The sequence below is a fragment of the Mesotoga sp. HF07.pep.5.2.highcov genome (assembly GCF_003666285.1).
Taxonomy (GTDB): Bacteria; Thermotogota; Thermotogae; order Petrotogales; family Kosmotogaceae; genus Mesotoga; species Mesotoga prima.
Genome location: NZ_JFHJ01000669.1, coordinates 21,792 through 36,497 on the forward strand (window position 1 = coordinate 21,792; position 14,706 = coordinate 36,497).

At 44.5% G+C, this 14,706-nt stretch carries 13 protein-coding genes, 2 tRNA genes and 1 pseudogene; 7 read left to right on the plus strand and 9 right to left on the minus strand.

All coding sequences use genetic code 11. The features are described 5' to 3' along the window. Positions 1–12: 12 nt before the first annotated feature. From BG32_RS14300 to frr, 5 genes are read right to left on the minus strand one after another with little or no spacing between them, the layout of a single operon-like run. Positions 13–423: a Mini-ribonuclease 3 gene (locus BG32_RS14300; protein WP_014731594.1), complete on the minus strand. Its 411-nt coding sequence runs from the start codon at positions 421–423 to the stop codon at positions 13–15. Further along, positions 410–3,019 (minus strand): alanine--tRNA ligase, encoded by a 2,610-nt coding sequence (alaS, locus tag BG32_RS14305; protein ID WP_014731595.1) that lies wholly within the window; start codon positions 3,017–3,019, stop codon positions 410–412. Before alaS ends, BG32_RS14300 begins: the two co-directional genes overlap by 14 nt. 12 nt (positions 3,020–3,031) lie before the next feature. After that, a complete protein-coding gene (locus BG32_RS14310) occupies positions 3,032–3,886 on the minus strand; it encodes a phosphatidate cytidylyltransferase (RefSeq protein ID WP_006487688.1) in 855 nt (284 codons plus the stop codon). Beyond that, entirely contained in the window at positions 3,886–4,569 is a 684-nt protein-coding gene (uppS, locus tag BG32_RS14315; RefSeq protein WP_014731596.1) for a polyprenyl diphosphate synthase, read from the minus strand. Before uppS ends, BG32_RS14310 begins: the two co-directional genes overlap by 1 nt. Next, a complete protein-coding gene (gene frr, locus BG32_RS14320; RefSeq protein ID WP_041928234.1) occupies positions 4,569–5,126 on the minus strand; it encodes a ribosome recycling factor in 558 nt (185 codons plus the stop codon). Before frr ends, uppS begins: the two co-directional genes overlap by 1 nt. Positions 5,127–5,281: 155 nt before the next feature. Here frr and yajC point away from each other — a divergent pair, with 155 nt between their 5' ends. From yajC to BG32_RS14350, 7 genes are all read left to right on the plus strand, one after another. Then, positions 5,282–5,614 carry a preprotein translocase subunit YajC gene (gene yajC / locus BG32_RS14325; RefSeq protein ID WP_259459776.1) on the plus strand — a complete coding sequence of 111 codons (333 nt, stop codon included), beginning with the start codon at positions 5,282–5,284 and terminating at the stop codon, positions 5,612–5,614. Between the two features lie 125 nt (positions 5,615–5,739). Further along, positions 5,740–6,435, plus strand: a complete 696-nt coding sequence (locus BG32_RS16880; protein ID WP_259459777.1) for a hypothetical protein — start codon at positions 5,740–5,742, stop codon at positions 6,433–6,435. Further along, positions 6,423–7,244 carry a protein translocase subunit SecD gene (gene secD / locus BG32_RS16885; RefSeq protein WP_259459778.1) on the plus strand — a complete coding sequence of 274 codons (822 nt, stop codon included), beginning with the start codon at positions 6,423–6,425 and terminating at the stop codon, positions 7,242–7,244. The genes BG32_RS16880 and secD overlap by 13 nt, the downstream gene beginning before the upstream one ends. Further along, complete coding sequence (gene secF / locus BG32_RS14335; RefSeq protein WP_121527022.1) at positions 7,241–8,161, plus strand: protein translocase subunit SecF; 921 nt, start codon at positions 7,241–7,243, stop codon at positions 8,159–8,161. Before secD ends, secF begins: the two co-directional genes overlap by 4 nt. Positions 8,162–8,215: 54 nt before the next feature. Further along, positions 8,216–8,291 (plus strand) — tRNA-Ala (locus BG32_RS14340). A gap of 45 nt (positions 8,292–8,336) precedes the next feature. Then, positions 8,337–9,245 carry a phosphatidylserine/phosphatidylglycerophosphate/cardiolipin synthase family protein gene (locus tag BG32_RS14345; protein WP_236609154.1) on the plus strand — a complete coding sequence of 303 codons (909 nt, stop codon included), beginning with the start codon at positions 8,337–8,339 and terminating at the stop codon, positions 9,243–9,245. Continuing rightward, complete coding sequence (locus BG32_RS14350) at positions 9,242–10,951, plus strand: NAD+ synthase (RefSeq protein ID WP_121527023.1); 1,710 nt, start codon at positions 9,242–9,244, stop codon at positions 10,949–10,951. Before BG32_RS14345 ends, BG32_RS14350 begins: the two co-directional genes overlap by 4 nt. A 219-nt stretch (positions 10,952–11,170) precedes the next feature. On the opposite strand, the gene BG32_RS14355 is transcribed toward BG32_RS14350, so the two are convergent. The 4 genes and pseudogenes from BG32_RS14355 to BG32_RS14370 all read right to left on the minus strand — a co-directional run. After that, positions 11,171–12,571 (minus strand): PAS domain-containing protein, encoded by a 1,401-nt coding sequence (locus BG32_RS14355; protein WP_121527024.1) that lies wholly within the window; start codon positions 12,569–12,571, stop codon positions 11,171–11,173. Between the two features lie 288 nt (positions 12,572–12,859). Next, a tRNA-Thr gene (locus BG32_RS14360) sits at positions 12,860–12,936 on the minus strand. Between the two features lie 43 nt (positions 12,937–12,979). Beyond that, entirely contained in the window at positions 12,980–14,428 is a 1,449-nt protein-coding gene (gene gcvPB / locus BG32_RS14365) for an aminomethyl-transferring glycine dehydrogenase subunit GcvPB (RefSeq protein WP_121527025.1), read from the minus strand. Further along, positions 14,425–14,706 (minus strand): annotated as a pseudogene (locus BG32_RS14370) (glycine dehydrogenase); the annotation flags it as partial. The gene gcvPB and the pseudogene BG32_RS14370, both read right to left, overlap by 4 nt.

Sequence of the window (14,706 nt, forward strand, 5' to 3'; positions counted from 1 at the left end):
CATGTAAATACATTAAATCACCCTTTCGAACAGCTCTCTGATTCTCTCAGTCTTTCCTTCAAGAAATAAATATCCGATGAGAGCTTCAAAAGCGGTGGCCATTTTATAGTCCTCATCATCTCCATGTTTTTTTGAACCTCTTGAATTGTAACCCCTTCTGACGATTTCTTTCTCTTCTTCATCAAGAAGGTCAGCAACTTCTTCAAGAGCTTTCCTTTGACCTGAGGCACTTACGTAATCTTTTACTATGTTGTGCTGATGACCTGCTCTCCTCCGGGCCTGCGGCAAGGTATTCAATCGAAAATAGAGCGAATAAACTGCATCTCCTAAGAAAGCAAGGCTGTCAAGCGACAACTGGTCAGGACTTACCGAGAAAGAAAAGAGATTATCCCTTTTGTCGTTACCGTTGTTATAGGTATTCATCAATCCTCTCGATTAATGTTTGCAACTTTGATAGATCCTTTCCACCTGCCTGGGCAAAGTCTGGTCTACCTCCACCGCCCCCTCCAAGGTCTCTTGCGATTTTCCTGGCGATCTCACCTGCGTTGAATTTGTCAGTAAGTTTCTTCTCGACCTTCACAACGAACGAGACTGAGTCTTCCAGCTCGTTGAATATTATCACTATTCCGCCGCCTTCTTTGCTAAGAAGAACATCGGCCCCATTTCTCAGGGCGCTAGAAGGAGCGTTTTCGACCCTTCTTATGAGCAGTTTCGTCCCATTAACGATCATCTTCTTATCTTTCATCAGGGAGTCTCCAGAGAGCAGCTTTTCTTTCAATCTTTTTATCTCTTGTCCACCTGACTTCAGCTCGTTCAAAACCCCTTGAAGCCTCTGGATAATTAAATCTTCGGGAACCTCAAGCACTTCTCTTATTGTTTTCTGCCTGTTGAACAGATTTCTGAAATAATTAAGAGACGTTTTTCCTGTTATCGCTTCTATTCGCCTTGTCCCTGCAGCAACAGAGGTATCGGAAAGGATTTTGAAGAGACCGATTTCTCCGGTGTTGTCAACATGAGTGCCTCCGCAAAGTTCTCTGCTGAATCCTTCGACTGATATTACCCGCACCTTGTCGCCGTACTTCTCTTCAAAAAGCGCCATCACATCCTGCCCTTTAATCTCGTCAAAGCTTTTTTCTGCCTTATCTACTACTTTAGCCTTGAGGATCTCTTCATTTACGATTTCTTCAACTTCGTTGAGTTCATCTGTCGATAACGGCTGAAAATGCGAAAAATCGAAACGTAATCTATCTGGCTGAACCAGAGAACCAGATTGGTGGACGTGTTCCCCAAGCACCTTTCTTAACGCTGCGTGCAGCAAATGAGTAGCGGTGTGATTTCTCGTTATCGCCTTTCTTCGGTCCTCATCCACCGAAAGCCAAGCTTTGTCCCCAACATGTAAAGCACCTTCTTCAACAAAAGCCCTGTGGACTATCATCTCCTGGTAAGGTATGAACACTCTCTCGACCTTTGCAGAAGCATTGTCTGTACGGATCAAACCCGTATCGGTAACCTGTCCTCCTCTTTCGGGATAGAACGGTGTTTTTTCAAAGATTAAATCTCCGGTTTCGCCTTTGCTAAGGGTTTCTACGGCGTCACCTTCTTTTAGAATGGCGACGATCTTGGATTTGTCTTCGAATCTCGAGTAACCTGTGAATTTCGAATTGCCGGTCACAGGAAATATAGTTGAATATGCTTCGACGTTGCTAAGATATTCTCTGTCTCCCATTGCCTCCCTGGCCCTCTCTCTCTGTAACGCCATTTCCCTTTCATAGCCTTCTTTGTCAAGAGTTACACCGGTACCCGCAACGATCTCCTCAACAAGTTCCAGGGGGAATCCATAAGTATCGTGTAGCATGAATAATTCGGGACCTGAAAGTTCTTTCTTGTCGACAAGTACTGACTTCAATCTCTTTTCACCATTTACAAGTGTTGAGAGGAATCTCTCCTCCTCTTTAAGAGTGATTTCTTGAGTGAATGAAAGCCTCTGCCTCAGTTCGGGATATACATTTCCCATATGATCCGCAACTGTCTCCACTATTCGGTAAAGAAACGGGGAACTGTATCCGAGCAGTGAACTGTGGCGTACAGCCCTTCTCAAAATTCTTCTGAGTACGTATCCACGACCTTCGTTAGAGGGAAGAATACCATCTGAAACCATAAATGCAACCGATCTCGCATGATCGGCAATGACTTTTATCGAGATATCGGAGCCCGGTTTTTCCTTATACTTAATTCCAAGGATCTCTTCAATCTTTTTGATTATCGGTATGAACAAGTCGGTGTCGAAATTCGAATCGACATCTTGAAGTATCGAGGCGGCTCTTTCAAGGCCAAATCCCGTATCGATGTTCTTTCTTTCGAGGTAAGTGAGATTTCCTTCCTCGTCCTGGTTGAATTCTGTAAATACAAGATTCCAGAATTCAAGAAATCTACCGCAATCGCAAGCGGGGCTGCAGTTCTCGGGATCCGGGCAGTTGTCTCCATGACCTCTGTCTATGAAGATCTCTGAATCGGGTCCACATGGACCGGAGGGCCCGGCCGGACCCCACCAGTTGTCCTTCTTTCCAAGCCTAATGATCTTCTTTTCTGGGATGCCGACTTCATCTCTCCATATTGAAAACGCTTCGTCATCGTCAAGATAGACGGAAACCCACAAACGGTTTTCCGGGAGATTCAGATACTCGGTAACAAATTCCCAAGCCCATTTTATGGTCTCTCTCTTAAAATAATCGCCGAACGAGAAGTTACCCAGCATCTCGAAAAACGTTTGATGTCTAGGGGTTCTTCCTACGTTTTCGATGTCGTTAGTCCTTACGCATTTCTGACAGGTTGTTACTCTTCTGTAAGTGGGTTCTATCTTGCCCCAGAAGATCGGTTTAAAAGGAACCATCCCGGCGACTGTGAACATCAGCTGGGGATCGTTCGGTATCAATGAAGCACTCTGCAACCTTTTGTGATCTTTAGATTCAAAAAACTTGAGATAACTCTCTCTTATCTCAGCGCCAGTCATGTATTTCACTATCTTGCCTCCTCAAGTCAAAAGAGTAAGGAAAATATAAAACATGGGTGTTACGAAAAGAACACCGTCTATACGATCAAGCATACCACCATGTCCAGGCAGCAAACTGCCAGAATCCTTAACACCGTGATATCTTTTGAAAGATGATTCGGCAATGTCACCAATTGTACCAAATACGGCTACCACAACTGCCAATACCATGAACTGAAGTATTCCCAGGTCGGGACCGTTGTAAAGTCCTGTTAGTTTGCTCAAAGAGACGAACAGAAGCATAAAAAGAAGAGAAGTCACGTATCCACCAATTACTCCCTCGAGACTCTTTTTGGGGCTGTAACTCGGAGAGATCCTGATGTGACCAAATTTCTTTCCTAAAAAGTAAGCCCCGGTGTCGAATAGCCACACAGATGTTAATGACATCAACGCCATAGATGAACCGAACCCGAGATAGATGTGATAAAAGAATGCAAGATCGAAGCCAATGTATATAAGGGAGAATACGGAATTAGCTATTATCTCTTTGGCACTCCTTACATCGGCGACTGTAGTTATGACTATCGAAGTAATAGAAATCACACCCACTGCAAAAATCAACTCCGGTCTAGGAGCTGCAGATTCAACTCTGGCAAATCTATCGAGAAGTATTCCGTAAGCAACGATTATCGCAGGTATTACCCCGGACAGAGCAATTCTGACTGACTGATGGTTCCGCTCTTTTAAACTGAACTTTAGGTATTCATAGTTTGAAAAAAGCACCACGGCAGAGACCAATCCAATGAATGAATAATAGTTAACGAAACATAGAATGACAAAAGGAGCCACAACGGCAGCGGTCACTATCCTGATACCTGTCTCCGAGATTTTCTTCATCAGTCCAATGCACCAAACCTTCTTTTCCTTTTTGAGTAATCGTCCACTGCTCTATGGAATTCCTCTTTCGTGAAATCAGGCCACAGAGTTCCAGTGAAAAACAGCTCACTGTATACCGATTGCCACGTCAAAAAGTTGCTGAGTCTTTCTTCTCCAGAGGTTCGAATGATCAGATCGGGTTCGGGAACATCTGGAAGATAAAGATTCATGGCTATGTCTTCTTCCGATATTTGTTCCTTTCCGATCTTAAGAATCTCGTTTACCGCGTCAACAATCTCTGCCCTTCCACCATAATTAAGGGCTACGATAACATCAAGTTTCTTACCCATCGAAGTCTTGTTCTCGATCTGAAAGACGAAGTCCCCGAGTTCAGGAGGAAGCTCGTTCAGCCTCCCCATGAATCGCATTCTAACGCCCTCTTCCAGCATACTGCCGACTTTGCTGCTTATGTAAAGGAGCATCAGTTCAAATAGAAATTCGACTTCTTCCTTTGGACGCCTCCAGTTCTCCGTGGAAAACGCGTAAAGTGTTACGTATCTTATTCCAAGATCTGCACACCAGTGAGAGGCGGCGTCCGCTACTTCAGCACCCTTTCTGTGTCCTTCAATTCTCTCAAGTCCCCTTTTCTTGGCCCATCGGCCATTTCCATCCATTATAAAGGCTACATGAACGGGAAAGGCCATTAAAAGTCCATGATCTCCTTACTCTTCTTTTCAAAGGCCTTGTCCATCTCTTCAATATATCGATTTGTAAGCTCCTGAATTTCCTCCTCGAATTTCTTAAGATCGTCCTCAGTCATCTCTGATGCCTTTTCAAGTTCTCTAGCTTCCTTTATAACGTCTCTTCGGATATTTCTAATAGCTATCTTTCCCTTCTCCGCATTATCTCTTGCGATCTTCACCCACTTTTCTCTCTGTTCCGTCGTCGGTACAGGAAAGTTCAACTTGATATTGACCCCGTCGTTTATGGGAGTCAAGTCAAGTTTAGAGGCAAAGATTGCTTTTTCAACTTGGCTGAGGACGCTTCTATCCCAGGGCTTAATGACTAAAGAACGGTCTTCGGTAGTTGTGATTGTGGCTATCTGGTTAATCGGTGTAGGCACTCCGTAATAGTCGACCTTTACAGACTCAAGAAGGGCAGGGGAAGGTCTGCCCGTACGCATTTGGGCGTACTCTTCCACGATTTTTTCTACGCTCTTCTTCATTCGGTTTTCAGCATCTTTCAGCAGGCTATTCATGATCTTCCTCCCTTTCTCTCGTATGTCAACGGAATTATATCATGTAAGGCTTTTCGTATTAGTAGCGTCAGAACTGCAAAAAAGGTTTGTTAGTTGAATTGGGTAGTCTATTCTGGTAAAATCATACAGGTGCTCTAACCATGACAGGAGGTATGTAAATGTTTTCAGTCCTTAGTTTCATTGCATATGCCCCGGCAGGAGATGTGGCAGCTCCTTCGACAGATCCGGGGGCAGCAACCAGCGGGGGCTTCTCAGGAATAATCATATGGCTAGTTCTTATGGTTGCTTTCTTCTATTTCCTCATAATTATGCCTCAAAGAAAGAGGGATAAGCAGTTCAAGCAGATGATGGAGAAGCTCAAGGTTGGCGATAGAATAGTTACGGCCGGCGGAATCATCGGAAAGATTACAATGATAAAACCTGACAGCCTAAGGATCAGGACCGGCACCGGAACAGAACTTGATGTTACAAGAAAGGCAATCGCGTCGTAGTTAATAAAGGCGAGAATGACAAAGAAGAAGTAGAACCCGATGTGAATGTCAAACAGTAATAGTTTCAGGTACATTTGTAGATATTGGAAGGGGGTGTCTGTCCGAGTCTTTCGGGCAAAGTCCGTATGAGAGCAAACCAAAAACGCTTGATCGTTACCGTTGTGGTGTTTGTTGCGGCATTATTGCCACTACTTATACCTCACGGTAGTGCACCAGCCGGAAGCAGCTTCATAGATAAATTGGCTGCGAACATCAAGTTAGGGCTTGATATAAAGGGTGGAGCTCTTCTTGAGTACCAGATGCTTACCGATGTCTCTGATCAAGAGATGAATGCACTTGCAGACAGAGTCATTGAAGTTTTGAGGGCAAGACTGGATGCTGCCGGATTCACTGAAGCAACAGTAGAAAAGGTTACCACGGGAATTTCGTTTGGGGAAGATATTCCACCTGTGAGAGTGAGAGTTCAAATTCCTGGAATAACAGATGTATCTAGAGCCGAGAGTCTAGTGGGAAAGACCGGGAGGCTCTATTTTGCTGATGTTCTCGCGATTGAAACTTCGGTTTCTACGCCTTCTATCCCAGCAGGAATGTCGCTGGAGATAAGCAGGAGAAAGCTTCAAGGAGCCGAACCTTACTGGGTCAAGGAACTTCACTACGGAGAATACGTCGGAGGAGTACAGAACAACACATGGTATTTCATCAGTCCCAAAGTCAGCATAGGGTCTAGCTATGCAGAGCTTGACGGAAGCGTGGTTACAGATGCTAAGCCTTTGGTGAACAATCAGCCAGACCCGGGCAAGGAAGATTCATGGTTTCTCTGAAGTTCAGTTCCGAAGGTGCGAAGACTTTTAGGGACATTACTTCAGTGAAGTCCACATATGCCGATACCGATATGAAGAAGAGGCTCGCAATTGTCCTGGACGATAGGGTAATCATCGCACCTCTAGTTCAGTCTCAGATTTCCGATGGAAATGCCGTAATTGAGGGTTTGAATTCAATCGAAGAAGCGAAGGAAGTTTCCATTCTTGTCGGAAGTGGAAATCTTCCCGTCGATCTCGCATCGTTCAACAAGAGAGTTTTGTCGCCCACGCTCGGCAGAGATATCATAAATTCAAGCCTTTGGGCCGGAGTAGCAGGTATCGTTATAATAATGATCTACATGGTTGTCTTCTACAAGAAGATGGGTATTGTGGCAGACATCGCCTTGCTGTATAATGCGGTGCTTCTCTTTGGAATGATATCTCTTACCGGTTCAATTCTCACACTGCCTGGTATAGCTGGTATAGTTCTGACAATAGGAATGACAGTCGATGGAAATGTTCTGATCTTCGAGAGAATAAAAGAAGAATTGAGGTTGGGAAAGACGCCGGAGAACTCAATAGATTCGGCCTTTTCTAAGGTTGTGTGGACGATTTTCGACGCCAACCTCACTACAATACTCGCCGGTCTCGTTCTCTTCTATTTTGGAACGGGTACGGTTAAGGGATTCGCAGTCACACTTATAATAGGCGTTGTAGGCGCAATGTTCACAAATATAGTGGTGTCAAGAACCGTACTTACGGGAATGGCGGGAAGTCTCAAACCCCATCGCTACGTTGAAGTTGAAACGGAAGGGAGAGATGCAAGATGACCTTCAAAGCAGACTTCGTCGGAAAAAGGAAGTATTTCATTGCTCTTTCCCTTGTGCTGATTGTCGTCTCTGTTATCTTCATTTTCACAAAAGGATTCAATTTTGGAGTTGACTTCACCGGCGGAATCGAAATAAGCGTTTCCGTCCAGGATGTCGATATGACTGTGGCTGAGATGAGAGAGCTCCTGAGCGCAGAGGACCCCGATTTTGCGGCTGCAAGAATCATAAAACAAAGACCGCTTACCGAAGAAGGTTCTTCCGAACAGAGGAGTAGATTCTCGATTATCGTCAATACTTCAGAGAGTGAAGAATCCATAACAGCAAAGATGCTGGCCGGACTAGAAGTGAAAGATGTTACAAATGACAATATACTTTCTGTGAGTACAATTTCGGGATATGCTGCCCAGGAGATAAGGGGATATGCTTGGATTGCCGTAACAGTGTCCATGGCGCTTCTTCTTCTATACATAACGATTAGATTCAAGTTCTCTTTTGGAGTAGGAGCTATACTAACGCTTATTCACGATGTGATTATAGTACTGGGATTCTACAGTATCTTCGGAATTGAGTTCAATGCACCGGTAGTTGCGTCACTCCTTACTTTGGTTGGATACTCTCTCAATGACACGATCGTCGTTTATGACAGAATTAGGGAGAATACCAAGAAGATGAGGGGAAAGACGATAGAAACAGTGGTAAATACAAGTATCAATGATGTAATAGTTAGATCGATAAACACTTCTTTGACCACTTTTCTGGCTGTTCTCACTCTCTTCATATTCTCGGGAGAGGTTTTGAGACCATTTGCGTTCGGAATGCTGGTCGGTGTTGTCGTTGGAACATATTCCTCTCTGTACATCTCCAGCCCTATCGTTATCGAGTGGCTTAAGAGATCAGAGAACAGAAGTCATGCTTGATCGTTGTCTACCTCTTGAAAAGTGAAACCTGGTAGAGTATAATTTTTTTAGAGTGGGGACGTAGCGCAGTTGGGAGCGCGATACAATGGCATTGTATAGGCCGAGGGTTCGAATCCCTTCGTCTCCACCAGGCGGGGAACGTGAGTTCTCCGCTTTTTCAATTTTGGTGATGTGGATGAAGAGACTCCTCGTTTTTGTCTTGGTGTTAATTGAAGCCGCACTAGTTGCAGTCCCCTCTGTGTTTTTCACTGATGATGGGAGAGCGGTGCAAAGAATACTGAACGTTCTTGAGGATGCGCAAGAAGAAGTTATCTTGGTATCTTACTCTCTTGATGAAACCGAGATAATTAAATGTCTCAATCACCTTGAAAGAAGGGGAGTAAGAATTGAGGTGATGATCGATGATTCGACTGTGGATAGAGCCTTCGCAAAATCACCGGAGTTTGAAATCAGGAGCGATACTGCAGCGGCTCTAGTCCACTCGAAATTTCTTGTCGTTGACAGACAAGTGATTGTCTTCGGAACGGGCAACTTCACTGAAGGAAGCCTAAGAGAAGATTCGAATAGCTTTTTGGTTTTCGAATCTCCATCGGTAGCTGAGTTGTTTCTACGATACTTTGAAGCGATTGAAACTGGGGTCTCTTTGGACGAAGTTAATATTGGAAACATTGATTTCTACTTGTGCCCTTCACAGGAGGCAAGGAAAAGAGTAATAAAGGAGCTTATGGGAGCTAGAAGGGAGATATGTTTCGCTATGTTTGCCTTTACCGACCCGGAAATCTTAGCAGCTTTGAAATTTTGCGCTTCCATTGGAGTGAGGGTTACTGGAATAGTAGACAGCTGGAACGAGGATTCTCCTTTGCGGGAATATCTAACTTCTGGAATGGAAGTAGATGAAGGCGGTGCTGTCACAATTCACGACAAGACATTTGTCGTTGACGGAGAAACTGTGATTACTGGTTCGGCGAATGCGTCTCTGAGCGGCTGGGGGAAAAATCGAGAGGTAGTTGCTATAATCGACTCGAGAGAACTTGCAAAGGAATTTGTGAATCATTTCGAGTATATAAGGGGGGTCTCAAGATGATTGTCAGAACGGCGCTGGCTCAGATAAATACGACTGTTGGAGATATAAACGGCAACAAGAATAAAATCATAGAGGCAATTGATCAGGCGACCGCAAGTGATTCGGAAATACTTTTGTTCCCCGAACTGACAATTACGGGCTACCCACCTGAAGACCTATTATTAAACACAGGCTTTCTCAGAGAGAATTTGGCTGCGCTTAAGGAAATCGCCAACTACACAGAAGGAAGCAAAACAATGATCGTTCTTGGGTTTGTAGATTTCTCCAACGAAATCTACAATGCTGCTGCCGTGATTCATTCGGGCGAGATTAGAGCCGTCTATAGAAAGATGAGCCTGCCAAACTATTCGGTATTCGATGAAAGGAGATACTTCTCTCCGGGAAGCCACCCTTTACTAGTAAGATACGGGGAAGCGAATATCGGGATAAATATCTGTGAGGATCTCTGGGTTCCTTCCGGCCCGATAAACGAACAGGCTATTGGAGGCGCAAATCTCATACTCAATCTTTCAGCTTCTCCCTTTTCCGGGATGAAGAGCAAGACAAGGTCCGCTCTGTTGCTTACAAGGGCGATGGAGTACTCCAGCATCATAGTATACGTTAACCTGGTGGGTGGTCAAGATGATCTAGTCTTTGACGGCAGAAGCTGCGTAGCGATGCCGGATGGAAGATTGCTTCTAGGAAAGGCTTTTGAAGAAGATATGATTCTGCTCGATATAGACACCGATGTTTCGACTAGATACAACCTTTTCGAAGGAAAGAGGAAAGACTATTCTATGCAGGTAAGCCTCGAAGAGGTCTCAATAACGCCATCTCATCGACAGAGTCCATCGGTAAACCCTGATAGCTCCTGTCAAGAACTCTGCAAGTACGATGAGCTGATAGCGGCCCTGGAAATCGGTATAAGAGATTACGTGAAAAAGAACGGCTTCAAGAAGGTAGTTCTTGGCTTAAGTGGGGGAATGGATTCCTCGCTAGTAGCAGCACTAGCTGTTAGGGCAATCGGTAACGACAATGTTAAGGGTGTAATGATGCCCTCGAGGATAACTTCCGGCGAATCAAAGAGAGATGCACTGGAACTTGTGAATAATCTCCAAATAGAGGGTTTGGAAATACCGATAGACGATATCATGTGTACGACACTGAGCACTCTAGAACCAGTGTTTACGGGGACATCTGAAGATATTACTGAAGAGAATCTGCAGGCAAGAATTCGAGGGATGATACTGATGGCTCTCTCTAACAAGTTTGGATGGCTGGTTCTTATTACCGGCAACAAGAGTGAGATGGCAACAGGTTATGCTACTCTTTACGGGGATATGGCGGGGGGATTTGCCGTCCTCAAGGATCTGTACAAGACCCAGGTATATAGAATCGCAGAGCGAATAAATGAACTCGCGAAGAGAGATATGATACCTCGAAATGTGTTTTCCAAAGCTCCGTCAGCAGAGTTGAGAGAAGGTCAAAAAGATCAGGACTCTCTTCCCCCATATGAGATTCTTGACGAAATCCTCAGGCTTCACATTGAAGAGGGTCAGTCGGCGGAAGAGATTGTGCTGGAGGGTTTTGAAAGGGATACTGTGGAGCACTCGCTCAAACTTTTGAGAAGGAGCGAGTACAAACGCAAACAGTGTCCTCCCGGAATAAAAGTGTCCAAGAGAGCTTTCGGAAAAGACTGGAGAATGCCAATTACCAATCACTACTGAACCACTGTTTTAAACAGAACAAACATCAAGGGATTCTAGGTAGTCTTCAGCAATTTTGGTATTTTACCTTATTTGGTAATGTGATAGGAATTGTCTGTGTGATAACTCAAGTAAGAAAGCTTCAAGATCTCGATTCCTCGAGAGACAGTCGCCATCTTAAGCGCCGAGAAACTGATTGTCACTTGCGCTAGGCAGTCAGTTATGGAGGAATGAAAGAGACTAAGTAACCTTTCTGCCAATAAAGATAGTGCCTACTTCTTCATCGTGATCGCGTACAATCTCCCCCGTGAATTCAATGACGGCATTTGATTCCTGCCTGACTGGAAATCTGATCTTGTTTTCAAGGGGCTCTGATGGCTTTGAAGCGGCAATCTTAAGGAAGTTCCTTAGAGGTTCTGAACTAATGTCCTCCAGAGCTTTATTTTCTTCATCTTCCAGTCTGGTTTCAAAGTATTTCTCGGCAGCTTCATTCAAGTAAATCAGTCGATTCTTCATATCGGTTGCGATCGCCAGATCACCAGTCCCGTTTAGAAGCAGGGAATGAAGATTATTGCGCCTCTGAAGCTCAATGTTCTCGGTAACGTCTATTCCAATAACGAGTTCATAGACATTATCGTCAACCCTCAACATGCTTCGCTTCGCTTCAACTATGAATTCAGTTCCGTCTCTTCGTCTGTGAAGTTGTCTTCCCTTCCACTTGCCGGACTTCATCATCGAGAACTGCATGGATTCTGCCTCTCCCTCACTCTGCACCAAATATGAGGCAAGATTATCTCCCAGCATTTCTTCAAGATCATATCCATGGATTTCTGCAGCGAATTTGTTCAGATATACAATCCTTCCCTTCTCATCGATGGCTATTGCAATTTCCTCTGCATTGTCAAGAAAACGCCACTGGAATATCAGTTCTTCTCTGTCTCTCTTCTGTTTTGAGACATCCATGAAGGTCAGCTGAACAACACTCTCTGCGCCGTAAAGCATTTCAGAAGTGTTGAAAATTACATAAGTCTTTCCACCGGTTTTTGTTAGCATAACGATTTCTCGATCAGTGTCGAAATGCTCAATCCCCAGAATAGTCTCCAAAGCAAAGGGTTCGTCGTAAACAAGATCCTGCAATCGCATCTTTTCGATTTCTTCCTCCGTGTATCCCAGAAGGCTCTGCGCGACCTGATTGCAAAAGATCACGTTTCCGTCTCTTTTTCTAAGGATCAGCATTCCGCAGCCCATGCTATTCACCAGACCCATGTACTTCTCTCGTTCGAAATCAAGAGTTTTTTGAAGACGATGCTTTTCCAACATCGAATAGACTATCTCGGGGAGATAGTGAAGATAACCGGGCCCCTTGAGAAGATACTCTCCAGGTTCGAGAGAGTACTTCACAATAGCCTTCTCGCTACCAATGAGACACAGATAAGGAATGGAACCTGAACGAAGATTCCTGATTATGTCTTCTCCGACATAATCGAAGACCATTGCATCAGAAAAGCGACTGTATTCGTCAGATACTTCTTCAACGTATCTGACATCGAAGCGTTCATCGAAAGCTTCAATTAGCCTTCTTGCATCCTTTTGGCTTCTTCCAACCAGGATAATTCGTGGCTTTGAATAGAAATCAAACACAGACTTCACCCCTGAACAGAACGCACCGATGAAACCAGTTACCTATACATCCACCCAAAAAGGAAACAACTCGCAAAATCCATTCTGAATAAGCTAAACTTTGATGTTCAACCGGAGGTTACAGTCGTTTTGCTAACAATGCCGTTCAAAGCCTTGCAAAGGGAACTGGATGGTTATGCTACGAAAAGAAAGTTACATTTTCATTCTAGCATAGATTGGGAGAAGATTCAAAATTAGTACTTTCGTGGCCAACAAAAGAAATAACCGGATGATCATCCGGTTATAAAATGGAGCAGGCGATGAGATTTGAACTCACAACCTCCGCCTTACCAAGGCGGCGCTCGACCGATTGAAGCTACGCCTGCTCTACTGAAACTATGATATCACAGCATTTTTCAAGTTTCAATATCAACTGTCTTTGCTCCACTTTGTCTTTGGCTTTCTTGAAGCCGTTGCTTCATCAAGTCTGCCCACGGCAGTAAACTTAGGGGCAGCTCTCAGTATCTCAGGATCCTTCTTTGCCTCGTTCAAGATCTTCTCGAACGTGTCAGCGAAGATGTCTAGTGATTCTTTGCTCTCCGTTTCAGTTGGTTCGATCATAAGTGCTTCTTCGACTATTAGCGGGAAATAAATAGTAGGCGGGTGAATCCCGTAGTCTAAGAGCCTCTTAGCGACGTCTAGGGTTTTTACTCCATAATCCGAGACGAGTTTACTTCCTTTCAAAACGAACTCATGCATACAGATCCCTGCATAAGCAGTAGGTATCAGCTTCGTCAATCTTGCCCGAAGGTAATTTGCATTCAGCACCGCCATCTCACTTGCTCTCTTTAGTCCGTCTCCGCCTAAAGTGAGAATGTAAGCATATGCCTTCAAGAAGACTCCAAAGTTTCCATAGAAACTCCTCACCTTACCTATGGAGTTAGGCAAATCATAATCCAGCGAGAATCTTCTGCCATTAAAACGAACTACGGGAACCGGAAGAAGATCCGCCAGAAAACTCTTAACGCCAACCGGGCCGCTTCCGGGGCCACCCATACCATGAGGTGTGGAGAAAGTCTTGTGGAGGTTCAGATGCACTATGTCAAATCCCATGTCACCAGGTCTTGCGTGGCCCATAATGGCATTGAGATTCGCGCCGTCGTAATACAGCAGAGCACCCTTACTATGTGCCAGTTCCTGAATCTCGCAAATCTCGTTTTCAAAGAGCCCTAACGTATTGGGATTTGTCAGCATTATTCCTGCGATACTTTCGTCCAGGATTTCCTCAAGGCTTTTCAAATCGACTCTACCATTTCTTCCTGAAGGGACCTCTATGACTTCAAAACCCGCCATAACTGCGGATGCGGGATTGGTTCCATGAGCAGAGTCTGGAACAATTACCTTTCTTCTATTATCCTCACCCTTAAGTTCGAAGTATTTTTTCATCAGCAGCATTCCAACCAGCTCACCATGAGCCCCGGCAGCCGGTTGCAGGGTAAAGCTGTCCATGCCGGTTATCTCGCAAAGGGAGTTCTGCAAGTTGTACATGACTTCCAAAGCACCCTGAACCGTATCCTCAGACTGATATGGATGTATCTGACTGAACCCGTCAAGATTTGCGATCTTCTCGTTCACTCTTGGGTTGTATTTCATGGTGCATGAACCAAGTGGATAAAAGCCGCTGTCAACAGAGTGATTCTTCTTCGAGAGTCCCGTGTAGTGTCTGATTAATTGAAGTTCGCTCAGTTGGGGAAGCAACGGCTCATTCTTCCGAACCGATTCTTCAGGCAGTAATTCCGAAGGCACGTAACCATAAGATTCTTCCTTTGGAAGAAAGAAACTCTTTCTTCCTTCTTTTGACAGTTCGAATATTGTCATCCTATCGCCTCCAACCTACCTGCAAAGAACTCCACTTCTTCGTTAAGGTTTGCTTCAGTTGTACAAATCAAACCACAATCCTTCAGTTTTTCGTTGAACCTCTCAAGTTCAAGTGGGCCCAATATCTTATCCTTCAATAACTCTTTGTTAAACTCTTTCAGATCACAATCAAAGCGAGCCACAAACTCGTTGAAAAAGGGCCCTGTGAAGACAAGGCTTACATGATCTGTTCTGTTTATTCTTTCGGAAAGATAATGAGCCTTATCGAAGGATCTCTT